The following is a 25853-nucleotide window of genomic DNA, read 5'->3' as shown; positions in this document are numbered from 1 at the left end:
AGGGATGGAGCTGCGGACCACCGCGCTGGCGGGCACTCACGTGCGACTGGAACCGCTCACCCACGACCATCACGACGGGCTGTGCGAAGCGATCCGCGACGGCGAGTTGTGGAAGCTGCACGTGACGCTCGTCCCTCACCCCCACGACGTGGGTGCGTTCATCGACGACGCGCTCGCCGCTCGCTCCGCCGGCACCCAGCTCGCGTACGCGACCATCGACCTGGCTACCGGACGCATTGCCGGATCCACCCGCTTCATGGCGATCAGCCTGCCGAACCGCAGACTTGAGATCGGTTTCACCTTCCTCGGCCGTGCCTGGCAGCGCACCGCCGTCAACACCGAGGCCAAACTGCTGATGCTGAGCCACGCGTTCGAGACCCTCGCCATGAACCGCGTCGAGTTCCTCACCGACGTCCGCAACAGCACATCGCGGGCCGCGATCACCCGCCTCGGCGCCACCCACGAAGGGATCTTGCGCCAGCACATGGTCATGCGCGACGGCTGGATCCGTGACTCCGCGCTGTACAGCATCACGGCCCCTGACTGGCCCGACGTGAAGAACGCCCTCGCAAGCCGCCTTGAGCGGCAATCGCGCACCCTCTGACCAGTCGTTCAACCACCGCGAGAACCGGGCGCGTCCGCCCACAGGGGCTGAGTACGTTCACCTGTACGCCGACAGCAATGCGCGCGAGAGGTCGAGCGGCAACCGCGCCACGCGGTTTGGCGATCGCTTCTCAACGCTTTCGGTTGGGGCCTGAGACGGTGAGAAGCGCGGGACGCTGGAGTGGTCCTGTAGCCCGGCCTCGCCGTATGTGTCGTACCGGCTCTTCCCCGTGGACAGGCACGCGCGGGAGACGCCGGCCCCGGCTGCCATCTGGGCGATCGACGGCTGGGGCAGCGTTCCACGAGCCTTCGGCTTCCTTCGACGTTCAAGGGGCGTTCGCATGTGTCACTGGAACACCTCGTCGCTCCGGCCGGCCGCGACGCCGGTGCGGAGGGGGAGGGCGAGGAGTAGCGCGACACCGACCAGGAGTCCACTCGCCCACAGCGGTCCGAGGCCCCCGGCCTCGGTACTGAGGGTGGTCGCGGCGACCAGAGGGCCGGCGACGGCGCCGATGTTGAGTGCCGCGGTCGCATACGAGCCGGCCATCGTGGGGGCTTGTGCTGCCTCGTAGAGGACCCGGGTGATCAGTGTGCTGCCCAGGGCGAACGACAGCGCGCCCTGCACGAACACGAGGGTGCACAAGGCGACCGGCCTGTCGGCCATGACCGCCAGAGCCGGCCAGCCGATGAGCAGCAGCGGACCACCGACCGCGATGACCAGACCGGGACGCTGGTCCGACAGTCGGCCGGCGACGGTGACGCCGACGAAGGAACCGGCACCGAAGAGCACCAGAACGACAGAGATCCACAGCTCACCCAGCCCGGCGGTGCCGGTCACGACGGGAGCGAGGAAGGTGAAGCTTCCGAATGTCGCCGCGTTCACCAGCGCGCCCAGCAGCATCACCAGGATCAACCGCGGCCTGGTGAGCAGGGCGAGCTCCGCCCGCAAGGCAGGGCCGCCGGTCGCCTCGGCCTTCACGCGTCCCGCCGGGATGCCCCTCAGGACGCCGAGAGCCGCGGGCAGGCAGAGAGCGGCGACTGCCCAGAATGTGGCCCGCCAGCCGAGCACCGTCCCGAGTACCGACCCTCCGGGGACACCGGCGATCGTGGCCACCGTTGTGCCCGACAGCAGCACGGCGAGCGCACGGCCCTTCTTGTCCGGCGGGACCAGTGTGGCGGCAGCCGTCAGAGCGACGGCCAGGAACCCTGCGTTCGCGAGCGCGGCGACGACCCGGGTAGCGAGCAGGACCGGGAAGCTGGTGGTGACGGCCCCTGCGGCGTGAGCTGCCGCGAAAGCGAGGATGAATGCGAGAAGGCTGGATCTCCTGGGCCAGTTGCGGGCAAACGCGGCCACAAGCGGGGCCCCGACGACCATGCCGATCGCGAAGGCCGAGGTGAGCGTGGCGGCGGTCCCGACGGTGACGTCGAAATCTGAGGCAACGTCCGGCAACAGGCCGGCGAGCATGAACTCCGAGGTGCCCATGGCGAAAACCGCCACAGCAAGCAGGTACAGCGGGAGAGACATCGAAGGCTCCGAGGTGAGGAGAAGCACGGGAAGGTCATCTCGTCACCGCGGCCGGCCCCATGGGCACACTCGTCCCACCACGGAATGCGGCGCGACGACAGGGCTACAGGCTCAGGGCTTCAGGGGGCTGACGGCGTGACCGAAAGCCCCCACCTCGTCTGACTCAGGACTCGACATGGCTCGCACGCTACCCGACCGACGCCCCGTGAGGCACCTGTGCCACCAACGTCATGTCCCGCAACAGCCAGTGCCCCTCCCGGCAAGCTTCGCCCGTCGCCGGTGGCACACATGGCCGGTCGCGGCACCGGAGGAACGACGGGCGCGGGCGGGGACGGGGACGGGGACCGGGGGTGCCGGAGCGGATCGGTGCGCCCGGAAGGTTCGGTACGCGGTGGTATGTCACCCTGGTCGCGGTGCGGCCCGGGCCTCCGGTGCCCGGCGGCACGTCACCGTACGTCCCGACCAGGAGCAGCCATGATCTTCATCGCCGTCAAGTTCACCGTCCTCGTCGCCGAACGCGACAACTGGCTCCCCGCGATGGAGGAGTTCACCCTCGCCACCCGCTCCGAGCCGGGCAACGTCTTCTTCGACTGGTCGTTCAGCGTGGAGAACCCCAACCAGTTCGTGCTGCTCGAAGCCTTCCGGTCGGCCGAAGCGGGCGAGGCACATGTGCAGTCCGCCCACTTCCAGGCCGCCATCAAAACAATGTCGTCCCTGGTCGCCGAGGTCCCCGAAATCATCAACGTCGAGGTCCCGGGCGACGGCTGGTCCCGGATGGCGGAGGTCGCCCCGGTCAACCGCTGAGGAGAGGCGGGGGGAGGGATGGCGGTGGTCCGGGCGGGCGGCCGTCGCAGCGCCGACCGCACAGGTCCGGCCCGTCGCCCGTACCACCGGGCTCTTGGTAGCGCCACCGCCGGCAACGGCTACGGCGCTACCACCGGTTGTGCGCCTCCTCGGCCCAGCCGACCAGTCCGTCGAGATCCGTCGCCGTCCCGTCGTCGGTCAGGGCCCAGCCACTGAAGGTGCCGAAGCACTGATGGGTCTCGTTGGCGACGACCCCGAGGTTCGTCCGGCCGGCCTTCTCGTGGAACGGGTGGAACCACACGTCCACCCGCTCTCCGGCGATGTGCCACGGCCGCAGCCAGTCGGACCGGTCGTAACTCCACCGGAGTTCCTCGCCGATCTTGTGCAGGCGGCCGTCGACGAACAGGGCGTTCTCCGTGACGCCGGTGCCCTCGGTCCACTTGCCGCCCAACTGGAGCGCGCGCCCCGGAGCCGCTCCGGCCGCCCAGTTCCACGTGATCGTGTACGGCCACTTGCCGCGGCCGTGATCCAGCACGGCGAACGCGTCCGGACCGCCCACCGCGTACGTCCGCCCCCGCACCGCCAACGTACCGCGCACGGGTCGCCCGACGTCCTTGACGGTGTACTGGAACCGCTTGCCGCTCCACGGAACGACCACGCCGAGCGCTTCGTGCCCCGGAGGCAGCGGCACCTCCACGTCGAGGCGCACGTCCGGCCCGGTCGCCCGGATCGTGGAGCCGCCCGGGGTCTGCGCGATGTCGATCTCCAGGGTGCCCGTCCGGGCCGAGACGGAGCCCTCGCCGCTGCGTGCGGGCAGGACCGTGCCACGGGCCAGCGGCACCACCGCGTCCGTACGGTGCTCGACGCCGGTCGCCCGGTCCAGTACGTAGAGCTCGTGCACGCCCGCGTAGTCCAGTGACGAGACGACCAGCCCGACGATGTGGTCCGGTGTGACGATTCCCCAGTACTCCCAGCGCTTTCCCCGGCCCCAGCCGCGCAGGTTGGCGGTGTGCAGGGGGCGGCGGGTCCAGCCGACCGCCGCGGGGTTCAGCCGCCCGTCGGGGCGGCAGAGGTCGACGGGGGACGTCAGCTCGGGTTCATGCGTCATCCGCGCAGAATAGGGCCACCGGGCGGCCCTCGGACCGGGCGGTCAGAACTCCTCGTGGTCGTCCGGATCGCCGCCGAACCGGTGCCGGTCCCCCGAACCGATCCGGTCCAGTTGGTCCGGCGTCAGCTCGAAGCCGAACAGATCGAGGTTCTCCCGCTGCCGCCCCGGGTCGGCCGACTTCGGGATCGGCACCACGCCCAGCTGGGTGTGCCACCGCAGCACCACCTGGCCGGGCGTCACCCCGTGCTCGCGGGCGATGGCCACGGTCTCCGGTGCCTCCAGCACCTCGCGGCCGCGCGCCAGCGGACTCCAGGCCTGCGTCACGATGCCCTTCGCCGCGTGCACCTCCCGCAGTTCGTCCTGGGGGAGGAGCGGATGCAGTTCGATCTGGTTGACCACGGGCACCACCCCGGTCTCCCGCTCCAGCCGGTCGAGCTGCGCGGGGGAGAAGTTCGAAACACCGATGGAGCGGACCAGCCCCTCCTCACGGAGTTTGATCATCGCCTTCCAGGTGTCCACGTACTTGTCCACGCGGGGCAGCGGCCAGTGGATGAGATAGAGATCGACCCGGTCGACGCCGAGCGCGGCCCGCGACTCCTCGAAGGAGGCCAGCGTCTCCTCGTAGCCGTGGTGGCGGCCGGGCACCTTGGTGGTGACGGTGATCTCCTCGCGCGGCACTCCGCTGCGGGCGATCCCGCGTCCGGTACCGCGCTCGTTGCCGTACTTCTTCGCCGAATCGACGAGCCGGTAGCCGAGGCCCAGCGCCCCGGCGACGGCCTCCTCCGCCTCGTCGTCGTCCAGCGGATAGGTGCCGAGACCGACCGCGGGAAGGGTGCGGTGGTCCAGGAGGGCGAGCTGCGGGGTGGCGCTCATGATCGTCCTTTCCCGGTTCCGTGCGGTCCCGCCAGCGTAGGACGGCCGGTGCCGCCGGGCAGGTCGCGGCGGACGGGGCCCGTGCGGGGGCGGGGGCGCGGGGTGCGCGTGTTCGGCGAACGGGTGAACGCGACCGGGGACGCGGGTTCCGCCCCGGGAACGGCGCCGGATAGCGTGACCCGGTCCGTGCGCGAGCCGGCGAGGTCTCCCACGCCGCGTCCCTCGCGATGACGTCTCCGCCGCGCGGAGATCCCCGGTCGCGGGGATCCGCCCCCGCCGGCAGACCCCTCGCCGCGCGAGAACCCACGAGTACCAGGAGTACCGAGTGTCCGCTGCCGCCCTGCCCGCCGTCGCCCCGTCCCGCCCCGCCTGGTCGACCGACCTGCCCGTACTGGCGGTCGCCGTCGTCTGGGGATCGAGCTACCTCGCGGCCAAGGGCATCACCACACCGGGGACCGTCGTCGCGGTCCTCGTCCTGCGCTTCGCTGTCGTGCTGCCCGTCCTGGCCGTCGCCGGAGCGCGCGGTCTCCGCGCCCTCACGGCGGCCCAGTGGCGGGGCGCGGGGCTGCTCGGTCTCATCCTCAGCGGGATCTTCCTGCTGGAGACGTACGGAATCGTGCACACCTCGGCGACGAACGCCGGGCTGATCATCAGCCTCACCATGATCTTCACCCCGCTCGCGGAGTCGGCGGTCAGCCGAACCCGGCCGACCGGCCGCTTCCTCCTCGCCGCCGGGCTCTCCGTCACGGGCGTGGTGCTGCTGACCCAGGGCGGCGGGTTCACCAGCCCCTCCGGCGGTGACCTGCTGATGCTGCTCGCCGCCCTCGCCCGTACGGTCCACGTCCTCGCGATGGCCCGGATCAAGGCCGTCCGGTCGGCCGACTCGCTCTCCCTGACCACGGTCCAGCTCGGCAGCGCGGTCGCCGTCTTCGCCGTGCTGGCCGCCGCACCCGGTACCGGCACCGCGCCCTGGACGGTGGCCGCCGGATTCGGCGCGGGGGAGTGGGCCGGACTGCTCTTCCTCGCCGCGTTCTGCACGCTCTTCGCGTTCTTCGTGCAGATGTGGGCGGTACGGCGCACCTCGCCGTCCCGGGTCAGCCTGCTGCTCGGTACGGAACCCCTGTGGGCCGCCGCGGTCGGCATCGCGATCGGGGGCGAGCGCCTCGGTGTTCTCGGGGCGGTGGGCGCGGTGCTGGTCCTCGCCGGAACGGCCTGGGGGCGGCGCGGCACGCGGGCCTGACGGGTCCGGGGCGGTCCGTCAGGCCGGGCCTGACGGGTCCGGGGCGGTCCGTCAGGCCCGCGTGCCGCAGCCGTGCGCAACAGCGCCCCGCGGCATGAGGGTTGGACCGCCCCCAGGTGAGGTAGGGACTCGCACGGGGCGGTGTCCCTCCACTGCCGCCACGCCGGCCGCGGACCGTACCGGCTCCGGCGCGCCCGGCCCTCCGAAAGGAACCGCAGTGACCATCGACGCCACACTTGATCTCGGCGCACTCGGCGAGGCGTTCACCCGGGACCCGTACCCCTTCTACGCCGAACTCCGCGCCCGGGGGCCGGTCCACCGGGTGGTCCTCCCCGACGGGACGCCCGCCTGGCTCGTGGTCGGATACGAGGCCGGACGCGAACTCCTCGCCGATCAGAGGCTGTCCAAGGACTGGAGCAACGCCTCGCCGCTCCTCGGTGTCCACCAGGTGACCGCCGGAAAGACCATGCTCAGCTCCGACGCCCCGGACCACACCCGGCTCCGCAAGCTGGTCGGCCGCGAGTTCACCCCTCGTCGTATGGAACAACTCGCCCCGCGCATTCAGCAGATGACGGACGAGCTGCTCGACGTCATGCTGTCGGAACCCGGCCGCCGCACCGATCTCGTCGACGCGCTGTCCTTCCCGCTGCCCATGGCGGTCATCTGTGAGCTGCTCGGTGTGCCCGCCATGGACCGGCGCAGCTTTCGGAACTGGTCCAACACCGCGCTCGCCTCCACCGACGCCGAGGCGCGCAGTACCGCCGTCGCCTCGATGACCGCGTACGTCGCCGGGCTGCTCGACGACAAGCGGGGGCAGCCGGGCGATGACCTCATGAGCGCGCTCATCCACACGGCGGACGAGGAGGGAGACCGGCTCTCCGGCGACGAACTGGCGGGCATGGCATGGCTGTTACTCGTCGCCGGCCATGAGACCACGGTCAACCTCATCAGTAACGGCGTGCTCCATCTCCTCTCCCACCCGGACCAGTTGAAGGCATTGCGAGCCGAACCGGGCTTGATCGGGAATGCGGTGGAGGAGATCCTGCGCTACGACGGCCCCGTCGAGACGCCCACCTACCGCTTCACCACCGACCCGCTCCCCGTCAGCTCCACGGTGATCCCGGGCGGCGGCGAACTCGTCCTCGTCGCGCTGGCCGACGCCAACCGGGACCCCGCCCGCTTCGAGGGCGCCGACCGCTTCGACATCACCCGGGACGCGCGCGGCCACGTCTCCTTCGGCCACGGCATCCACTACTGCCTCGGCGCACCCCTCGCCCGCGTCGAGGCACGGATCGCGATCGGCTCGCTGCTGGCGCGCTGCCCCGGACTGCGGCTGGACGCCGATCCGGAGCGGCTCACCTGGCGTACCGGGATGCTGATCCGGGGACCCGAGCGCCTGCCGATCGGCTGGTAGGGCCGGACTCAGCCCGGGATCTCGGCGAGCGCCACCGGGCGCCGCTGCCGCCGTGAACGCTCGCACGCCTCGGCGACCCGCAGCGCCGCCAGGGCCTCCCGGCCGTCGCACGGATTCTCCGCCCGGCCCGCCGCCAGCCGGAGAAAGGCGTCGAGCTCGGCCTCGTACGCCGGGGCGAACCGCTCCAGGAAGCCCGACCACGCCTTCAGCGGGGCGTCCGGGCACCCCGGTTCCACCGAAGTGAGCGGGGTGCGGTCGTCGAGGCCCACCGCGATCTGGTCCAGCTCGCCCGCCAGTTCCATCCGTACGTCGTACCCGGCGCCGTTGCAGCGGGTCGCCGTGGCCGTCACCAGGGTCCCGTCGTCCAGCGTCAGCAGGGCGGCGGCGCTCGACACGTCCCCCGCCTCGCGGAAGGCGGCCGGACCCGCGTCCGATCCGGTGGCGTACACCTCGGTCACCTCGCGGCCGGTCACCCACCGGACCATGTCGAAGTCATGGATCAGGCAGTCGCGGAAGAGGCCGCCGGAGAGGGTGAGGTAGGTGGGGGGCGGCGGTGCGGGATCGGAGGTGACGGCGCGCACGGTGTGCAGCCGGCCGAGCCGTCCCTCGCGGACCGCCTCGCGCGCCGCGCGGTACCCGGCGTCGAAACGGCGCATGAAGCCGAGCTGGAGCACCGACCCCGCCGCCTCGGCCTCCGCCAGCGCGGCCAGCGTCCCCGGCAGGTCCAGGGCGACCGGTTTCTCGCAGAACGCGGGCAGCCCCGCCCGCGCGGCGCGTCCGATCAGACCGGCGTGGGCGGCCGTGGCCGACGCGATCACCACCGCGTCCACCCGGCCGGTGAAGACGTCGTCGACCTCCACCGCGGTCGCGCCCGTGCGGGCCGCCGCAGCCGCCGCGCGCGCGGGATCCGCGTCCGCCACGACGAGCGAATCAACCGCGGGATGACGGCTGAGCACCTCCGAGTGGAATGTGCCGATACGTCCCGTTCCGACCAGTCCGATACGCATGGCCTCACCGTGGCGTCCGCCCTGGCGCCGTGTCAAGCACGCGCAGGGGCCCCGGCCGGGGGCCGTTGCCCCCTACGACCTGGGATTTCGCCCGCGCGCCCGGACGACACATTCATTTGTCCGGGCCCTGCCGGGTGCCGCCCGTCGAACCTCGGGGATACTTGGGCAGCCGGGCCGGGACCTCACACGTCCGCGGCACACCGGGCGGCAGAGTGAGCGGCACAAGAAGGGCACGGCTTCGTGGCAAGGGTTCGGACAGGGGTACGCGCGATGGGCGCCGTGCTGGCAGTGGCGCTCGGGGCATCCCTCGCGGGATGCAGCAGCACCGGCGGCAGGCGGGCGGAGGAACGCGCGGCCGCGTCCCAGGCCGCCTCCGAGGGCCGTTCCGCCGTGAACACGCCCCGCTGGACGTTCGCCATGATCACCCACTCGGGCGATGGCGACACCTTCTGGGACATCGTCCAGAAGGGCGCCGAGGAGGCGGCAGGCAAGGACAACATCAACTTCCTGTACTCGCACAACGACGAGGCGCAGCAGCAGGCGCAGCTCGTCCAGACCGCGATCGACAAGAAGGTCGACGGGATCGTCGTCTCGCTCGCCAAGCCGGAGGCGATGAAGGACGTCGTCGCCAAGGCCACCAAGGCCGGCATCCCGGTCATCACCGTGAACTCCGGCTCCGCCCAGTCCAAGGCCTACGGCGCGATCACCCATATCGGCCAGGACGAGTCGATCGCCGGCGAGGCGGTCGGCGACGAACTGAACACGCGCGGCCGCAAGAACGCCCTCTGTGTCCTGCACGAACAGGGCAACGTCGGCCACGAGCAGCGCTGCGCCGGTGTGAAGAAGAACTTCGACGGCAAGACCACCAACCTCTACGTCGATGGCACCAACATGCCCGACGTCCAGGCGTCCATCGAGGCGAAGCTCCAGACCGACAAGAGCATCGACGCCGTCGTCACCCTCGGCGCCCCCTTCGCCGACGCCGCCGCACAGGCCAAGAAGTCCGCCGGCAGCCACGCCGAGATCGACACCTTCGACCTGAACGCCAAGGTCGCCACCGGACTCAAGGCCGGGACGCTCGGCTTCGCCGTCGACCAGCAGCCCTACCTCCAGGGCTACGAAGCCATCGACCTGCTCTGGCTCTACCGCTTCAACCGCAACGTCCTCGGCGGCGGCCGGCCCGTCCTCACCGGTCCGCAGATCATCACGGCAGACGACGCCGACGAACTCGCCCAGTACACGGCCCGGGGCACACGATGACGGGAACCGGACAGACCACGGCCCCCGCCCCCGCACCGGGCCGGGCCGACGAGAGGCTGCTGCGCACCTCACCGCTGCGCAGGCTCCTCGGCCGCCCCGAACTCGGCTCGGTCGTCGGCGCCGTCGCCGTCTTCCTCTTCTTCGCCGTGGTCGCGAGCAGCTTCCTGCAGCTGTCCAGCTTCGGCACCGTGCTCTACGCGGCCTCCACCATCGGGATCATGGCCGCGCCGGTGGCACTGCTGATGATCGGCGGGGAGTTCGACCTCTCCGCCGGCGTCATGGTGACCAGCTCGGCGCTGATCTCCTCGATGTTCAGCTACCAGATGACGGCCAACGTCTGGGTCGGCGTCTTCGTCTCGCTGCTGGTCACGCTGGCCTTCGGCGCGTTCAACGGGTTCATGCTGACCCGGACCAAGCTGCCGAGCTTCATCATCACCCTCGGCACCTTCCTCATGCTGACCGGCCTCAACCTCGGCGTCACCAAGCTCATCAGCGACACGGTGTCGACCAAGGCGATCGGTGACATGTGGGGCTTCGACTCCGCCCACGCCGTCTTCGCCTCGCAGCTCACCCTCGGCAGCGTCGAGCTGAAGGTGACGCTCCTCTGGTGGGCGGGCCTGGTCGCCGTCGCCACCTGGATCCTGCTCCGTACCCGCTTCGGCAACTGGATCTTCGCGGTCGGCGGCGACGAGGGCGCGGCCCGTGCGGTCGGCGTCCCGGTGATCCGTACCAAGATCGGCCTCTACCTCGGAGTGGCGTTCGCCGCCTGGGTCTCCGGCCAGCACCTGCTCTTCAGCTACGACGTCGTGCAGTCCGGCGAGGGCGTCGGCAACGAGCTGATCTACATCATCGCGGCCGTCATCGGCGGCTGCCTGATCACCGGCGGCTACGGCTCCGCGATCGGCTCGGCCGTCGGCGCCATCATCTTCGGCATGACCAGCAAGGGCATCGTCTACGCCGAGTGGAACCCGGACTGGTTCAAGTTCTTCCTCGGAGCGATGCTGCTCCTGGCCACCCTGCTCAACACCTGGGTACGCAAGCGCGCGGAGGCGACGACATGACGGCCCCGGCCAACGGGGCCACGGCCCCCCAGGCGCTGGTCCAGCTCGACCACGTCAGCAAGTTCTACGGCAGCATCAAGGCCCTGACCGACGTCTCGCTGGAGGTCCACGCGGGCGAGATCACCTGTGTGCTCGGCGACAACGGCGCCGGCAAGTCCACCCTCATCAAGATCATCGCCGGATTGCACCGGCACGACGAGGGAGCCTTCCGGATCGACGGCGAGGAGACCACCCTCGCCAACCCCCGCGACGCCCTCGACCGGGGCATCGCCACCGTCTACCAGGACCTCGCCGTCGTCCCGCTCATGCCGGTCTGGCGCAACTTCTTCCTCGGCTCCGAGCCGACCACCGGCACCGGCCCGTTCAAGCGCCTGGACGTCCGGCTGATGCGCGAGACGACCCGCGCGGAACTGCTGCGCATGGGCATCGACCTGCGCGACGTCGACCAGCCGATCGGCACCCTCTCCGGCGGCGAACGGCAGTGCGTGGCGATCGCGCGCGCCGTCCACTTCGGCGCCAAGGTCCTCGTCCTGGACGAGCCCACCGCCGCGCTCGGCGTCAAGCAGTCCGGAGTCGTACTCAAGTACGTCGCGGCCGCCCGGGACGCCGGACTCGGAGTGGTCCTCATCACGCACAACCCCCACCACGCGTATCTCGTCGGCGACCGGTTCGTCCTCCTCAAGCGGGGCGCGATGGCCGGCAGCCACACCAGGGGCGACGTCACGCTCGACGAGCTGACCCGGCAGATGGCGGGCGGCAGCGAGCTCGACGAGCTCAGCCACGAACTCGCACGTGCCTCCGCGCCGACCTCCATCGGCGGCCACCGGGTGGACGACGACACCCGGTGAACCGACGGCGGCTCCGCCGCGGCGGAAGCCGCCGAGGCGGCTGCGGGCGGACGGCAGTGGCAGAATCGACCGAGGTGGGCGCCGTCCGCCGTCGGCGGCACTGACCCGCCGGCCACCTGAGACACCGCAGGGACGATGAGCACGTACCGCGACTTCACCCACCGCGGCTCCGCCCGCGCCACCGTCCTCAAGACCGTCGGTACGCGGGAGCGGCGCTCCCACCTCACGGCGCCCCGCGTCCCCACCGTCGGCATCGACATCGGCGGCACCAAGGTGATGGCCGGGGTCGTCGACGCCGACGGCAACATCCTGGAGACGCTGCGCACCGAGACGCCGGACAAGTCCAAGAGCCCCCGGGTCGTCGAGGACACCATCGTCGAACTGGTGCTGGACCTCTCCGACCGCCACGACGTGCACGCCGTCGGCATCGGCGCGGCCGGCTGGGTCGACGCCGACCGCTCCAAGGTGCTGTTCGCCCCCCACCTCGCCTGGCGCGACGAACCGCTGCGCGACGCCCTCGCCTCCCGGCTCGTCGTGCCCGTCATGGTCGACAACGACGCCAACACCGCCGCCTGGGCGGAATGGCGCTTCGGTGCCGGCCGGGGCGAGGACCACCTGGTGATGATCACCCTCGGTACCGGGATCGGCGGCGCGATCCTGGAGGACGGGCAGGTCAAGCGGGGCAAGTACGGCGTGGCCGGCGAGTTCGGACACATGCAGGTGGTCCCCGGGGGCCACCGCTGCCCCTGCGGCAACCGGGGCTGCTGGGAGCAGTACAGCTCCGGCAACGCCCTGGTCCGCGAGGCGAAGGAACTGGCCGCCGCCGACTCCCCGGTCGCCCACAACCTCATCGAGCGTGTCAAGGGCAACATCCCGGAGATCACCGGACCGCTCATCACCGAGCTCGCCCGCGACGGCGACGCGATGTGCATCGAGCTCTTCCAGGACATCGGCCAGTGGCTCGGCGTCGGCATCGCCAACCTCGCCGCCGCGCTCGACCCCTCCTGCTTCGTCATCGGCGGTGGCGTCAGCGCCGCCGACGACCTGCTGATCGGCCCCGCCCGGGACGCCTTCAAACGCCACCTCACCGGCCGCGGCTACCGCCCCGAGGCCCGGATCGTCCGGGCGCAGCTGGGCCCCGAGGCCGGCATGGTCGGCGCCGCCGACCTCGCCCGGCTCGTCGCCCGCCGCTTCCGCCGCGCCAACCGCCGCCGGGTCGAGAGGTACGAGCGGTACGCGCAGATCTACGACCAGGCCGCGAGCACCCTGCGCAGCACGCGGAGCGCCCGTACCGGCGACTGACAGTCCGGGCGAACCGCGCGGGGCCCGCTCCCGCCCGGCGCCGCCGGCCGCCCCCCAACCCCGCCCGCGTACCGAAGCTCCGAGGGATCCGAAGATCATGACCGCAGCCGAGCATCCGAGTCCCGAGGGAACCGTGATCGCCGACGCCGCAGAGCAGCCCGCGGTGCCGCACCAGTGCCCCCCGGGGGACGGTGACCCCGCGCACGACCCGCGCCGGGTCTTCCGCAGGCGGCTGATCACCGCGACCATCATCGTGCTGCTGATCGGCATCCCGGCCGGCTACCTGCTCGTCTCGGCCGGCCAGAGCCGCAGGTCCGGCAAGGACAAGGAGGTCGAGGCAGCAGCCCAGGGGCTGCGCCTGAGCTGGCCGTCGCGGATGCAGCGGCGGATCTTCGAAGTACCCGTGCCGGGGAACGCGACCGGCGTGCAGTACTACGAGACCAACAACTGGAAGGCGAGCCGGATGTATCTGAAGTTCCGGACCACCTCCGCCGGTCTCGACCGCTTCCTCAGCGGGATGGGCACCGACCGGGCGGCCCTGAAGACCGGCAGGATCACGATCTCCCAGCGGGACATCCGGATCACCGACTGGAACTTCTGGTACGGCGCCGAGTGGGCCGGGACGACGCACAAGAACAAGGACCCCCGGCCCACCCAGAACATCACCGTGAACATGACCGACCCGGCATCCCCGGTCGTCTACGTGGTCTCCGCGGCCACTCCCTGAGCGAATCCATCAGCCGGGAGGCGGAGTTGGCCCACCTTTACGGCAACTCGCCGCGCCAGGAGGGCTGTCGGGTCCGGAAAGCCCCGCCTTCCCGCCCCGCTCCGGCCTGACCCCCGCTACCGTGGGCCGGATGCAGCCACCGCAGCCTCACCACGCCCCCGGACCGACCGTCCCGGAACAGCCCCGCAATCGCACCAGGACCGTGCTCCTCCCTCTCCTGGCCGGGCTGGTGCTCGGAGCCGCGGGGACGGGCGTCGCCTGGGCACTGAGCACCGGCGGCGCCTCCGCCGAAGGAAGCCCGGCCGCGGACGCGCGCGCCGCGTGCCAGGCACTCGACGGATTCGACCCGAACCTGTACACGGCGAAGGGACCGGCGGGGGACATCGCGCTCAACCGCTACGCGGCGGCCGGCGCACTGTCCGCATCGGCGGCAGCGGGCGATGCGCGGTACAAGCCGCTCGCCCAGGCCATCCGCGACTCCCAGCAACGTCACTCCGTGACCTTCGAATTCGGCCCGGCGGTGATGAAGGACCTGGACCACGCCCGCGCACTCTGCGACGACGTGTAGCCCGGCCGGAGCCGGCCCGCAACCGCCCGCCGCGGCGTCACGCCGGCGGCGGCGCGGTGCTCTCCCGCACGACGAGTCGCGTCGGTACGAGGGTCGTTCCGTGCTCGGGTCCGCTCTGCCGCATCTGGTGCAGGACGCCCGCGACGCAACGGCGGCCCACCTCGCCGAAGTCCTGGTGGACGGTGGTCAGCGGCGGCTGGAAGGAGCCGGCCTCGGAGATGTCGTCGAAACCGACGACGGAGACGTCCCGGGGCACCCGGCGGCCACGCTCGTGGAGGGCGCGCAGCAGGCCGAGCGCCATCTGGTCGTTGGCCGCGAACACGGCGGTGCACTCCGCCTGTTCGGCGATGTGGAGCCCCGCCCGGTAGCCCGACTCCGCCGACCAGTCGCCCCGTACGAGGGGCGGCAGTACCCTTCCCGCGTCCTCCAGCGCCGTACGCCAGGCGTCCGTCCGGCGTTGTGCCGCGTAGGAACCCTCCGGGCCCGCGAGGTGCCAGACGGTGCGATGGCCCAGTCCCAGAAGGTGGTTGACGGCATCGCGGGTGCCGCCCGCCTGGTCGGTGTCGACGACGGTGTAGCGGTCCCCGGCATCGGAGTCCGCGACGACCACCTTCACGTGCGGCGGCAGCGAGAGGCGCGCCTCGTCGAGGAGGTGGACCTCCATGATGACGATGGCCGCGTCGATGGCGAGCTCACCGAGGCGCGAGAAAGCGCCCCGTACCTCGTCCTGGGTGGGGACCGCGACCGGCAGCAGGGTGACCGCGTACCCCTCCTGCGCGGCCGAGGTCGCGATGGCTTCCAGGGTGCGCACGTTGCCGGTGGTGGAGAGCGTGAAAGTGATGACGCCGATGGTGCGGAACTCCCCGCGCTTGAGGGCGCGGGCCGCGCTGTTGGGGCGGTAACCGAGGTCCTTCATCGCGGCGAGGACCTGCCGGCGGGTCTCCTCGTTCACGCCGGGGAAACCGTTGGAGACGCGGGAGACGGTCTGGGAGGACACCCCGGCGACGCGGGCCACATCCGCCATCGAAACAGTTCTGCGGCGCGTCGGATGCCCGTCTCCGGGTGTCGGACCGGGCGGGGACATGCCTGGGTCCCTGGGGCGTTCGCCTGCTTCGTCCACCGTCTCCCTCATCGGATGTCGCCTTTCGTGTACGGCTCTTGACCGCCCATCTGGGGGCAGTGTAGACATGCCGCCACCGAATGTTTACGTAAACATAACGCCGGGCGGGCGGGGCGAGCGAGCCGCCCCCGGCCAGGTCACCTTCCGGAACGTGTGCGTGAACGTATTCCGGTCCGGTGAAGCACGAGCGAGGGACGCGAGATGACGACGTTGCAACCGTCGGCGGCCACAGGGGCCCGCCCGGCCGGACCGCCGGTGGCACGGCCCCGCCGTTCATGGGCCGGCTGGGGATTCATCGGCCCCTTCGTACTCGTCTTCGCCCTGGTCTTCCTCGTGCCGCTCGGATACTCGATCCACCTGAGCCTCTTCCGCACCCAGTTGATCGGCGGCACCACGTTCGTCGGCTTCGACAACTACCAACAGGCATTCCAGGACCCACAGTTCTGGGACGGTGTCGCCCGTGTCGGACTCTTCCTGGTCGTCCAGGTGCCGATCATGCTCGGCATCGCGCTCTTCGTCGCGCTCGCCATCGACAGCGGCCGCCTGTACGGCAAGGAGTTCTTCCGGATATCCGTCTTCCTGCCCTACGCGGTGCCCGCCGTCGTCGCCACCCTCATGTGGGGCTTCCTGTACGGCCCCCGCTTCGGCCTGGTGGGCGACATCAACGACGCGTTCGGCGTGCACCTGCCCGACCCGCTCTCCTCCGGACTGGTCCTCGCCTCGATCGGCAACATCGTCACCTGGGAATTCGTCGGCTACAACATGCTGATCTTCTACTCGGCCCTGCGCGTGGTCCCGCACTCCCTCTACGAGGCCGCCGAGATCGACGGGGCCGGTCAGTGGCGGGTCATCTCCGCCATCAAACTCCCGGCGATCCGGGGCGCCCTGGTCATCGCGACGATCTTCTCGGTCATCGGCAGCTTCCAGCTCTTCAACGAGCCCGCCATCCTGCAGAAGCTGGCGCCGAACACCATCACCACCGACTACACCCCGAACTACTACACGTACTCGCTGTCCTTCTCCGGCCAGCAGCACAACTACTCGGCGACGGTCGCCATCGTCATGGGCGTGATCACCATGATCGTCGCCTACGCCGTCCAACTGCGCGGCATGCGCAAGGAAGCGTGAACGTGATGACGACGAACAGTGCGACCGAGACCGCACGACCCGCCGCGACGCCCAGGAGCGCCGCCGCACCCCGCCTGCGCATGCCGCGCCGCGCACACACCCCGGGCCGCCCCCGGCGCAGCGTCCTGCTGACCCTGGTCACCACCGTGGTCCTGGTCTACAGCCTGCTCCCGCTGGTATGGCTGGTGCTCAGCGCCACCAAGTCGCAGACCGGACTGGCCCGTTCCTTCGGGCTCTGGTTCGACGGCGACTTCGCCCTGTGGGACAACCTCAGCCGGACCTTCACCTACCAGGACGGGGTCTTCGGCCGCTGGCTCCTCAACACCCTCCTCTACGTCGTCGTCGGTGCGGGCGGCGCCACCCTCCTCGCGGTACTGGGCGGCTACGCCCTCGCCAAGTTCCAGTTTCCCGGCAAGCGCGCCGTGCTCGCCGTCGTCATCGGCGCCGTCGCCGTGCCGACCACCGCGCTCGCCGTGCCGACCTTCCTGCTGTTCAGCAAGATCGGGCTGACGGACACCCCCTGGGCCGTCATCGTCCCCTCGCTGATCTCACCGTTCGGCCTGTACCTGATGTGGGTGTTCGCCACCGAGGCCGTCCCCGTCGAGCTGATGGAGGCCGCCCGCATCGACGGGGCGAGCGAGCTGCGCACCTTCTTCCAGGTCGCCCTGCCGCTGCTCGCCCCGGGTACCGTCACCGTGCTCCTCTTCACCACGGTCGCGACCTGGAACAACTACTTCCTGCCGCTGATCATGCTCAAGGACCCCGACTGGTACCCGCTGACCCTCGGCCTGGATGCCTGGAACAAACAGGCCGCCACGGCCGGCGGCGAGGCCGTCTTCAACCTGGTCGTCACCGGCTCGCTGCTCACCGTCGTGCCGCTGATCGCCGCCTTCCTGCTGCTCCAGAAGTACTGGCAGTCCGGCCTCGCCGCCGGAAGCGTCAAGGAGTAGCGCGGGCCGGGGCGTCGCGCGTGCGCTGCCTCTCCCCCCCGACTGTCCGCACGTCATGTCGACCGACCACGAGGAAGTGGAAATACCGCCATGCCCCAGCACTCACGCCGCCTGTTGCGCGGTCTCGGTCTCGTCTGCGCCCTGGCCCTGGGGGCGACCGCCTGCGGTGGCTCCGACGACGACTCGGCCCAGAAGCCGGTGGGTTCGTCCGGCATTCAGGCCGCACTGCAGAAGGGCGGCACCGTCACGGTGTGGGCGTGGGAGCCCACCCTGAGGCAGGTCGCCGAGGACTTCGAGAAGAAGTACCCGAAGGTCGATGTCAAGCTGGTCAACGCGGGCACCAACAACGACGAGTACAAGGCGCTGTCCAACGCCATCTCGGCGGAGAAGGGCGTCCCGGACGTCGCTCAGCTGGAGTACTACGCGCTCGGCCAGTACGCCCTGACGAAGGAGGTCGTCGACCTCAAGGCGTACGGCGCCGACAAACTGGCCGGCTCGTACTCGCCCGGTCCCTGGAACTCGGTCTCGTCCGGCGGCGGTGTCTACGGCCTCCCGATGGACTCCGGACCGATGGCGCTCTTCTACAACAAGAAGGTCTTCGACCAGTACAAGATCGCCGTGCCGACCACCTGGGACGAGTACGTCGAGGCCGCCCGGACACTGCACAAGGCGAACCCGAAGGCGTACATCACCAGCGACCTCGGCGACGCCGGTCTCACCACCAGCCTGCTCTGGCAGGCCGGTTCGCACCCGTACAAGGTCGACGGCACGAAGGTCGGCGTCGACTTCACCGACGCGGGCGCGGTCAAGTACACCGACACCTGGCAGAAGCTCATCGACGAAAAGCTCGTCTCGCCGATCGCCGGCTGGAGCGACGACTGGTACAAGGGCCTGGGCGACGGGACCATCGCGACCCTGCCGATCGGCGCCTGGATGCCCGCCAACTTCGCCTCCGGCGTGAAGGACGCCGCCGGTGACTGGCGCGTCGCCGCGCTGCCGCAGTGGGAGGCCGGCGCGAACGCCAGCGCCGAGAACGGTGGCAGCTCGCTCGCGCTGCCCGCGCAGGGCGAGAACAAGGAACTCGCCTACGCCTTCGTCGAGTACGCCAACTCCGGTGCGGGCGTGCAGACCCGCATCAAGAACGGCGCCTTCCCGGCGACCACCGCGGACCTGGACTCGAAGGAGTTCCAGGACACCGCGTTCCCGTACTTCGGCGGTCAGAAGGCCAACGAGATCTTCGCAGCCTCCGCGAAGAGCGTGCCCAGCGGCTGGAACTACCTGCCGTACCAGGTGTACGCCAACTCGATCTTCAACGACACCGTCGGCAAGGCGTACATCTCCTCGACCAAGCTGTCGGACGGTCTGAAGTCGTGGCAGGACAAGTCGCTCCAGTACGGCAGCGAGCAGGGCTTCACCGTCGAGAAGTAGCACCCGAGGCCGTTCAGGCGGTGTCCGCCGCTCGTCGCCGGGGCTGGGCCACGCCCTGACCGCACCCTGATCAGCGGGCACCGCCCCCGTCACCTCTTCCCCACGCCGGCCTCCGGAAGGACGCGCATGACCTCCCCCCGCATCTCCCGCTTCCCGTACGCGAAGGGCCCGGACGGCAGCCGCCGGCTCGGCTACGGCGCCGACTACAACCCCGAGCAGTGGCCGCGGGAGGTGTGGGAGGAGGACGTCCGGCTGATGCGGGACGCCGGGGTGAACATCGTCTCCCTGGCGATCTTCTCCTGGGCCCGTCTCCAACCCGCCGCCGACAGCTGGGACTTCGGCTGGCTCGACGAGGTCATGGACCTGCTGCACGCCGGCGGCATCGGCGTCGACCTCGCCACCGCCACCGCGTCGCCACCGCCCTGGCTGACCACCGAGCATCCGGAAATCCTCCCGGTGACCGCCACCGGAGAGACCGTATGGCCCGGTGCGCGGCAGCACTGGCGGCCCACCTCGCCCGTCTTCCGCACCCACGCACTGCGCCTCGTGCGGGAGATGGCGACCCGCTACGCGGACCACCCGGCCCTCGTCGCCTGGCACGTCAGCAACGAACTGGGCTGCCACAACATCTACGACTACTCCGACGACGCCGCCCTTGCCTTCCGCGACTGGCTCCGCCGCCGCTACACCACGCTCGACGCCCTCAACCACGCCTGGGGCACCAACTTCTGGTCCCAGCACTACAGCGACTGGGACCAGATCCTGCCGCCCCGCCTGGCGGGGTCGCACCCCAACCCGACCCAGCAACTCGACTTCAAGCGCTTCTCCTCGGACGCGCTCAAGGGGTACCTGCTCGCCGAGCGGGAGATTCTGAGCGAGATCACCCCCGACACCCCGGTCACCAGCAACTTCATGGTGATGAGCGGAACGAAGGGAATGGACTACGCGGACTGGGCGGACGCGGTCGACTTCGTCTCCAACGACCACTACGCCACCACCGGACCGCGCAGCCGCGAGGAACTCTCCTTCTGTGCCAACCTGACCAGCGGGATCGCGGGCCACCGGCCTTGGTTCCTCATGGAACACTCCACCAGCGCCGTCAACTGGCAACCCATCAATCCGCCCAAGCGACCCGACGAGTTGGCACGCGACGCGCTGCTCCACGTCGCCCACGGTGCGGATGCCGTCTGCTTCTTCCAGTGGCGCCAGTCCGCGGCCGGCGCCGAGAAGTACCACTCGGCGATGGTTCCGCACGCCGGGGAGGACAGCAGGCTCTACCGTGACGTGGTCGGGTTGGGGCGGACCCTGGAGACGCTCGCACCCCTCAACGGCAGCGGGCGCGAACCCGCCCGGGTCGCGATCCTCTTCGACTGGGACTCCTGGTGGGCGAGCGAGCAGGACTCGCACCCCACCTCCCTCCTCGACTACCACCGCGAGGCCCTCGACTGGTACTCGGCACTGCTGCACCTGGGTGTCCGCGCCGACGTGGTGCCCGCCCACCGCACCGAGTTCGGCCCGTACGACGTCGTGATCGCGCCGGTCCTGCACGTCGTGCCGCAGCCCCTCGCCAAGGAGCTCACCCGTTACGTCGAAGGCGGCGGCCACCTCGTCACCACCTACTTCTCCGGCGTCGTCGACGAGAACGACCACATCTGGCTCGGCGGCTACCCGGGGGCCCTGCGCGACCTGCTCGGCATCCGTGTCGAGGAGTTCGGCCCGCTGCTCGACGGGGAGACGGTGGACCTCGATCTCGGCCTCGATCCCGGCCTCGCGCCCGGTGCCGGAAGCACCACGACCGGCAGCCTCTGGACCGACCGGATCGACGTCACCGGTACCGACGTGGAGATCCTCGCCCGCTACCGCACCGGCACGTACGCCTCGCGCCCGGCGGTCACCCGCCGCCGCGCCCCGGAACAGGGCTCGGCGACGTACGTGTCCACCCGCCTCGGTGCCGAGGGCCTGGCCGTACTCCTCCCCGGGCTGCTGGAGCCGGCCGGTGTCACCGGGGAACTGCCCGAGCAGGCCGGGGGAGTGGTCGAACAGGTCGTGCGACGCGACGGCGAGAACCGCTACGTGTTCCTCGTGAACCACGGCGACGCAGAGGTCCCGCTGCCCGGACTGACCGGTGACGTACTCGTGGGACCGCCGGCCGGTGCCGGGTTCGTCCTGCGCCCCCGGGAGGTCGCCGTACTGCGGCAGACGACGAGGCGGCGCGCGGTGTAGCGGCCGGTGCGCCGGTCGGCAGGCACGGCTCCCGTCGCACCGGTTACGCCGGCTGCCGATCGGCCCCTGCGGCGCCCCCGATACCGGCGATGAGCGTGTCGAGGCCACGCTTGATGCGGGCCAGGTCCCAACCGCGCTCGGTGCGCTGGAAGGCGAAGAGGCCGGGGGTGAACGCCATGAGGAGCAGGTCCGCCAAGTAGGCGGTGTCGCTGTCGGGGGCGATCTCGGCGACCATGTCGACGACTTGGTCGTGGTGCCGGCGGAACGGGGCGCTGTGATAGCGCCCCGCCGGCATGCTGGCCTCCGCCAGGAGGAGCAACTCCCGGTTGTTGTCCACCAGTTCTGCCATTCCGTGCAGAAAGGCGCGGAGGCGTTCGGGCGCCGACGGGGTCGCGTCCTCGCAGTGCCGCGCGAACGCCTGCTGGAAGCGGGACTCGTTGTCGTCGATCAAGGCGTAGACGAGGCCCGCCCGGTTCTGGAACCGCCGGTAGGCGGTGCCGACCCCGACCCCGGCTTCCTTGGCCACCGCGTCCAGGGAGAGTTCGGCGAAGCCGTCCGCCGCGAGCAGGCGCCGGGCGGCATCGAGGATGCGGAGGCGATTGCGGGCGGCGTCGGCGCGTTCGACGGGGGCGGTCATGAGGAGCAGCGTAACGGACGTAGCGGAGAGCTCTCCGGTTACCTCTTGAAAGCGGAGAACTCTCCGCTTATTGTTGCGGTACGTCGACCGCGGCACCTTCCGGCCGATGGTGGGTCCTTCAACGAGCCTTTGCCACCAGGAGATTCACGACATGGCTGCCACCGTCACCTCCTCTTCCTCCTCCTCTTCCGATGCGACCCTCCAGCTCAACGGCCAGGTGATCGGCATCGCCTACCACGCGATCGCCGCGGTGCGGGATCGGCTGCTCGCCGCCTCGGGCCTGACGTTCCACCAGTCCGTGGCGCTCAAGGCGGTAGCCGACGGGCTCGGCCGAGCCGGCGCCGTCGACCGGGTGACCGCAACACTCAAGATCGACGAGCCGGAGGCGTACGCGCTGCTGGCCGGACTCGCCGGGGCGGGGCTGCTCGACGGTGACCATATGTCCCTCACGGACAGGGGCGGGGCGGCCCACCGAGGATTCACGGACGCGGCGGCCGGGTTGACCGAGCGGCTGTACGGCGAGCTTCCGGCGGCCGAACGCGAGGTCGCGGCCCGTGCCCTCGCCCACGTCACCGCCAGGGCGAACGCCGAACTCGCCGCCCTGTAGGGGATCGGGCGCCGGACCTTCCCGGGGCGACCCGTCCCCGGGTCCCGGCAGCCGGTGGCGGTCAGTGCTTCGTGGGTACCGGCCGCGGCGCAGGTACCGGAGTCGCGTTCGGAGCCGGAGCCGGACTCGGAGCCAGGTGGTCGTCCGGGGCATCCGGGTCGGTCAGTCTGTTCAGCCGCGCCGGAACGTCGAAGCCGATCAGGAACACCACGATCACCGTGCCCGCGAAGGTGAGTACGGCCAGGGCCCTCCCCAGGTCCATGCCGGACGCCAGATGCGCCCCGAGCACGGGGGCCACCGCCCCGCCCAGCGCCCCGACGTTGTAGGTGAAGCCGAGCGCCGCGCTGCGGCCGCGGGTGGGGAAGTGGCCGCCGATGTAGCGCGGCAGCAGCCCGGAGATCCCGAATCCGGTGGCCTGGAGCAGGAACAGCAGACAGCCGAGTACGAGCACGTTGTCGCGTACGGCGAAGACGGGGACGACGAAGACGAGCGAGGTCAGCAGGGTCAGCGCATACGTCTTGCGCACGCCGATCCGGTCGCCGAGGAAGCCGGCCGCCCAGCAGCCGGCCATGGTGCCGAAGCCGGCGAAGGAGAGGACTCCGGTGACCTGGCCTCCGCTGTAACCCAGCTCGGTCCTGAGGTAAGTGGGGAGGAGCGACTGGATGGGCCAGGAGTAGAGGAACGCGAAGAAGAGCGTCACGATCATCGACACGTGGAGCAGCCAGCTCCGACGCCCGCCCAGCTGTACCGCGAACGCGACCAGACAGAGGCCCGCGACCGCCGACAGTGGGGGCACGAGCCCTGCGCCGCCCGGCGTGAACACCAGGAGGAGCGAGAGAGTCGCGATCACGGCGAGGACGGTGTTCACCACGGCCACCCGCGGCGTACGGAACAGCGGACGGAGCGGGCCAGGCGGTGTCCGGCGGATCATGGCCGGGGCCCCGACCTCCTCCGTCCACGCCTCGGTCTCCGGCAGGGTCCGTCGCATCCAGAGGGCGACCGCGATCGGGAGGAGACCGAGGTAGAACATCCACCGCCAGCCGAGCGAGGGCACCACCCAGTCGTAGACCTGCGCGGCCAGTACCGATCCCAGGGAGAAGCCGGAGATCAGGAAGCCGCTGGCCCGCCCGCGCAGACGGGCGGGCCAGCTCTCCAGGACGTAGGTCGCCCCGGCACCGTACTCGCCCGCCATGCCCATTCCGATGGCGAGCCGGGCCGCGAAGAGGCTCTGGTAGTTCCAGGCGAATCCGCACGCGAAGGTGGCGAGCGAGTAGAGCAGGATGCTGACCACCATGGAGAGCCTGCGCCCGTAACGGTCGCCGAGGGCGCCCAGGACCGCCCCTCCGAGCCACCGGGTGACGAAGGCGGCGGAGACCAGGCCGGCCGCCTGCGTCGTGCCCAGCCCGAACTCGTCGGCGACCTCGGTGAGGACGAGGGTGATCAGGACGAAGTCGAACCCGTCGAGGACGTACCCGATCCAGGCTGCGAGGAAGGACTTCCAGGAGGCGCCGCCGACCTCGCGGTACCAGGGGAGCGTGGGTGATTTCAGCACGATGCGTTCCATGATGCGGTACTTCTGCCGACCGCCGGGCGGCGGCCTCGTCCGGTGGACGCTCAGGGCGGCCGGACGAGGCCGGTGGCACTCAGGGCCGGGCGAGACCGGCGACGAAACGTGCGGTCAGCGCGGTGGGTGCGGTGATCGCGGTGCCGACCACGACGCTGTGGGCACCACGGCCGAGAGCCTCGCGGGCCTGCTCGGGCGTGTGGAGCCGGCCCTCGGCGACGACCGGCACGGAGACGGCGGCCGCGAGCGCTTCCACCAGGTCGAGGTCCGGGCCCGGCTGCTGCGGAGAGCCCGCCACGTAGCCGGAGAGGGTGGTGGAGACGAAATCGGCCCCGAGTCCGGCCGCGGCGATGCCCTCGGCGAGCGTGGAGACGTCGGCCATCACCAGTGCGCCCGCCGCGTGCACGGCCGTGACCAGTTCGGCGAAGGACGAGCCGTCGGGGCGCGGCCTGTCGGTGGCGTCCGCGGCGACGACGGCGGCGCCCGCCCCGACGAGCGCCAGGGCGTGGTGGACGGTCGGGGTGATGTAGACACCGGTGTCGCCGTCCTTCCACAGCCCTATGACCGGGAGGTCCACGGCTTTGACGATCGCGGCGACGACCTCCGGCTCGTTGGCGCGGATCGCCGACGCCCCGCCGAGGGCGGCGGAGCGGGCCAGCCGTACGAGGGTGGAGGTCTCGCGCATGGGGTCGCCGGGGGGCGCCTGGCAGGAGACGATCAGGTGGCCTCGGAGCGTGTCGGCCGGATGCTGTGCGGTCATCGGGGAACTCCCGGTCGGTGGAGGGGAAGGGACGTGGTCAGTGCGGCCGCGCCCAGTACGGCGGCGTCGTGGCCGAAGAGCGGGGACTCGGGTACGAGCCGTCCGCGCAGAGGAGGCATCAGTTCGGCGGAGAACGCCGCGGCCAGCGCCCGTCCGTAGGTCGCGCCGATCCGGGGGACCCCGCCGCCCACGACGACCCGGTCGGGGCCGAGAGCGTTGGCGAGGCCACCGAGGACCCGGCCCAGAGCCGTCGCTCCGGTGGTGATGGCGTGCACGGCGGCACGGTCGCCTCCGGTGGCACGGGCGGCGACCGTTTCGAGCCGGTCCACCGGGGTGCCGGTGAGCCGCTCGTAGTGAGCGGTGATGCCGGGGCCGGACGCGATGACTTCCAGGTGACCGGTGGTGTCCGTGCCGCAGGTGCAGGGCAGTCCGGCGGCCTCCGCGCTGGGCATGTGGCCCAGGTGGCCTGCCAGGCCGTACGCCCCGTGCAGCATCCGCCCGTCGACGGCGAGCGCTCCGCCCACGCCGGTCCCGACGGCCGCGAAGAGCAGCGAACCGTGCGGGTCGCGCAGGGCGGCGAGTTCCGGCCCGGCGGTGGCCCGTACGTCGTTGTCGCAGGCCACCGGCAGTCCCGTACGGTCCGCCAGGCCGGCGCCGAGCAGGGTGCCCGCCCACCCGGTGATCGAGTCGGTGGCGCTGGTGACCACGCCGGTGCGGGGATCGACAACCCCGGCGGCGGCGATGCCGAGCACCGCCGCCAGCCCTCCGGGGTCCACCTCGGCCGCCGCCGCGGCGAGCGCGTCGAGCACGGCGGGCGCACCGTCCCGGGCGGGGGTGGGGCGGGTGTGCCGGGCCAGGACGGTGCCGTCGGCGGCGAAGAGCGCCGCCGCGATCTTTGTGCCGCCGAGATCGAGGCCGATGACGGCCGCTCCGGTGGTCAGGGTGGTTCCGGTGGGGCCGGCAGCACTGGTGCGGCCGGCCGTACTGGTGGGTCCCGCGCTCATCGGGCCGCCACCGGGCGGACACCGTGCGGCGGTGTGGTCAGGGGCATGGTGGCGAGCTCCCACTCGTTCGGAACGCCGGTCGGGCAGTGTCC

At 71.1% G+C, this 25853-nt stretch carries 24 protein-coding genes; 15 read left to right on the top strand and 9 right to left on the bottom strand.

Features of this window, described 5'->3' with window-relative positions:
• Nucleotides 1-4: 4 nt before the first annotated feature.
• Nucleotides 5-604: a GNAT family N-acetyltransferase gene (locus tag ACFYPN_RS12795; RefSeq protein WP_358756312.1), complete on the top strand. Its 600-nt coding sequence runs from the start codon at nt 5-7 to the stop codon at nt 602-604.
• Between the two features lie 345 nt (nt 605-949).
• On the opposite strand, the gene ACFYPN_RS12790 is transcribed toward ACFYPN_RS12795, so the two are convergent.
• Complete coding sequence (locus ACFYPN_RS12790; protein ID WP_358756316.1) at nt 950-2128, bottom strand: Cmx/CmrA family chloramphenicol efflux MFS transporter; 1179 nt, start codon at nt 2126-2128, stop codon at nt 950-952.
• 474 nt (nt 2129-2602) lie between these two features.
• Between ACFYPN_RS12790 and ACFYPN_RS12785 the strand changes: the two genes are divergently transcribed.
• The gene (locus tag ACFYPN_RS12785) at nt 2603-2932 is read left to right on the top strand and encodes a putative quinol monooxygenase (RefSeq protein WP_358756318.1); all 330 of its coding nucleotides are present in this window, start codon (nt 2603-2605) and stop codon (nt 2930-2932) included.
• A 127-nt stretch (nt 2933-3059) separates the two neighbouring features.
• Here ACFYPN_RS12785 and ACFYPN_RS12780 read toward each other — a convergent pair whose 3' ends face one another.
• Both ACFYPN_RS12780 and ACFYPN_RS12775 read right to left on the bottom strand, forming a co-directional pair.
• The gene (locus ACFYPN_RS12780) at nt 3060-4040 is read right to left on the bottom strand and encodes a DUF2804 domain-containing protein (protein ID WP_358756320.1); all 981 of its coding nucleotides are present in this window, start codon (nt 4038-4040) and stop codon (nt 3060-3062) included.
• A 42-nt stretch (nt 4041-4082) separates the two neighbouring features.
• Nucleotides 4083-4913: an aldo/keto reductase gene (locus ACFYPN_RS12775; protein ID WP_389298040.1), complete on the bottom strand. Its 831-nt coding sequence runs from the start codon at nt 4911-4913 to the stop codon at nt 4083-4085.
• Between the two features lie 325 nt (nt 4914-5238).
• On the opposite strand from ACFYPN_RS12775, the gene ACFYPN_RS12770 reads away from it, so the two are divergent.
• Nucleotides 5239-6153, top strand: coding sequence for a DMT family transporter (locus ACFYPN_RS12770; protein WP_389298038.1), 915 nt, complete (start codon nt 5239-5241; stop codon nt 6151-6153).
• Between the two features lie 217 nt (nt 6154-6370).
• Nucleotides 6371-7567, top strand: coding sequence for a cytochrome P450 (locus ACFYPN_RS12765; protein WP_389298036.1), 1197 nt, complete (start codon nt 6371-6373; stop codon nt 7565-7567).
• 8 nt (nt 7568-7575) lie between these two features.
• On the opposite strand, the gene ACFYPN_RS12760 is transcribed toward ACFYPN_RS12765, so the two are convergent.
• Nucleotides 7576-8574: a Gfo/Idh/MocA family oxidoreductase gene (locus tag ACFYPN_RS12760; RefSeq protein ID WP_358756327.1), complete on the bottom strand. Its 999-nt coding sequence runs from the start codon at nt 8572-8574 to the stop codon at nt 7576-7578.
• 270 nt (nt 8575-8844) lie between these two features.
• Between ACFYPN_RS12760 and ACFYPN_RS12755 the strand changes: the two genes are divergently transcribed.
• The 6 genes from ACFYPN_RS12755 (at nt 8845) to ACFYPN_RS12730 (ending at nt 14340) form a co-directional block, all read left to right on the top strand.
• The gene (locus tag ACFYPN_RS12755) at nt 8845-9834 is read left to right on the top strand and encodes a sugar ABC transporter substrate-binding protein (protein ID WP_358756329.1); all 990 of its coding nucleotides are present in this window, start codon (nt 8845-8847) and stop codon (nt 9832-9834) included.
• Complete coding sequence (locus ACFYPN_RS12750; protein ID WP_358756331.1) at nt 9831-10895, top strand: ABC transporter permease; 1065 nt, start codon at nt 9831-9833, stop codon at nt 10893-10895. The genes ACFYPN_RS12755 and ACFYPN_RS12750 overlap by 4 nt, the downstream gene beginning before the upstream one ends.
• Nucleotides 10892-11743 (top strand): ATP-binding cassette domain-containing protein, encoded by an 852-nt coding sequence (locus tag ACFYPN_RS12745; protein WP_358756333.1) that lies wholly within the window; start codon nt 10892-10894, stop codon nt 11741-11743. The genes ACFYPN_RS12750 and ACFYPN_RS12745 overlap by 4 nt, the downstream gene beginning before the upstream one ends.
• Before the next feature lie 135 nt (nt 11744-11878).
• Nucleotides 11879-13045, top strand: coding sequence for an ROK family glucokinase (locus ACFYPN_RS12740; RefSeq protein ID WP_358756335.1), 1167 nt, complete (start codon nt 11879-11881; stop codon nt 13043-13045).
• 97 nt (nt 13046-13142) lie between these two features.
• Nucleotides 13143-13772 carry a hypothetical protein gene (locus ACFYPN_RS12735; RefSeq protein WP_358756337.1) on the top strand — a complete coding sequence of 210 codons (630 nt, stop codon included), beginning with the start codon at nt 13143-13145 and terminating at the stop codon, nt 13770-13772.
• 130 nt (nt 13773-13902) lie between these two features.
• On the top strand, nt 13903-14340 hold the full coding sequence (locus ACFYPN_RS12730; protein WP_358756339.1) for a hypothetical protein: 438 nt from the start codon (nt 13903-13905) through the stop codon (nt 14338-14340).
• 37 nt (nt 14341-14377) lie between these two features.
• Here ACFYPN_RS12730 and ACFYPN_RS12725 read toward each other — a convergent pair whose 3' ends face one another.
• Nucleotides 14378-15424, bottom strand: a complete 1047-nt coding sequence (locus ACFYPN_RS12725; protein ID WP_358756341.1) for a LacI family DNA-binding transcriptional regulator — start codon at nt 15422-15424, stop codon at nt 14378-14380.
• Nucleotides 15425-15661: 237 nt separating this feature from the next.
• Between ACFYPN_RS12725 and ACFYPN_RS12720 the strand changes: the two genes are divergently transcribed.
• The 4 genes from ACFYPN_RS12720 to ACFYPN_RS12705 all read left to right on the top strand — a co-directional run bounded on the left by ACFYPN_RS12720 (nt 15662) and on the right by ACFYPN_RS12705 (nt 21189).
• Entirely contained in the window at nt 15662-16588 is a 927-nt protein-coding gene (locus ACFYPN_RS12720; protein ID WP_358756343.1) for a sugar ABC transporter permease, read from the top strand.
• A 5-nt stretch (nt 16589-16593) separates the two neighbouring features.
• Nucleotides 16594-17538: a carbohydrate ABC transporter permease gene (locus tag ACFYPN_RS12715; protein WP_358756345.1), complete on the top strand. Its 945-nt coding sequence runs from the start codon at nt 16594-16596 to the stop codon at nt 17536-17538.
• 90 nt (nt 17539-17628) lie between these two features.
• A complete protein-coding gene (locus ACFYPN_RS12710) occupies nt 17629-18966 on the top strand; it encodes a sugar ABC transporter substrate-binding protein (RefSeq protein ID WP_358756347.1) in 1338 nt (445 codons plus the stop codon).
• A gap of 126 nt (nt 18967-19092) precedes the next feature.
• Entirely contained in the window at nt 19093-21189 is a 2097-nt protein-coding gene (locus ACFYPN_RS12705; protein WP_358756349.1) for a beta-galactosidase, read from the top strand.
• A 43-nt stretch (nt 21190-21232) separates the two neighbouring features.
• On the opposite strand, the gene ACFYPN_RS12700 is transcribed toward ACFYPN_RS12705, so the two are convergent.
• Entirely contained in the window at nt 21233-21826 is a 594-nt protein-coding gene (locus ACFYPN_RS12700; RefSeq protein ID WP_358756351.1) for a helix-turn-helix domain-containing protein, read from the bottom strand.
• A 151-nt stretch (nt 21827-21977) separates the two neighbouring features.
• On the opposite strand from ACFYPN_RS12700, the gene ACFYPN_RS12695 reads away from it, so the two are divergent.
• A complete protein-coding gene (locus ACFYPN_RS12695; RefSeq protein WP_358756353.1) occupies nt 21978-22433 on the top strand; it encodes a hypothetical protein in 456 nt (151 codons plus the stop codon).
• Between the two features lie 61 nt (nt 22434-22494).
• Here ACFYPN_RS12695 and ACFYPN_RS12690 read toward each other — a convergent pair whose 3' ends face one another.
• From ACFYPN_RS12690 to ACFYPN_RS12680, 3 genes are all read right to left on the bottom strand, one after another.
• Nucleotides 22495-23997, bottom strand: a complete 1503-nt coding sequence (locus tag ACFYPN_RS12690; RefSeq protein WP_358756354.1) for a sialate:H+ symport family MFS transporter — start codon at nt 23995-23997, stop codon at nt 22495-22497.
• Nucleotides 23998-24076: 79 nt separating this feature from the next.
• On the bottom strand, nt 24077-24757 hold the full coding sequence (locus ACFYPN_RS12685; protein WP_389298032.1) for an N-acetylmannosamine-6-phosphate 2-epimerase: 681 nt from the start codon (nt 24755-24757) through the stop codon (nt 24077-24079).
• Nucleotides 24754-25761, bottom strand: coding sequence for an ROK family protein (locus tag ACFYPN_RS12680; RefSeq protein WP_358756358.1), 1008 nt, complete (start codon nt 25759-25761; stop codon nt 24754-24756). The genes ACFYPN_RS12685 and ACFYPN_RS12680 overlap by 4 nt, the downstream gene beginning before the upstream one ends.
• Nucleotides 25762-25853 lie beyond the last annotated feature (92 nt).

Source organism: Streptomyces sp. NPDC005576, from assembly GCF_042871745.1.
Taxonomy (GTDB): Bacteria; Actinomycetota; Actinomycetes; order Streptomycetales; family Streptomycetaceae; genus Streptomyces.
Note: the sequence above shows the minus strand (reverse complement) of the source record. Positions and strands in the feature narration are given on the sequence as shown.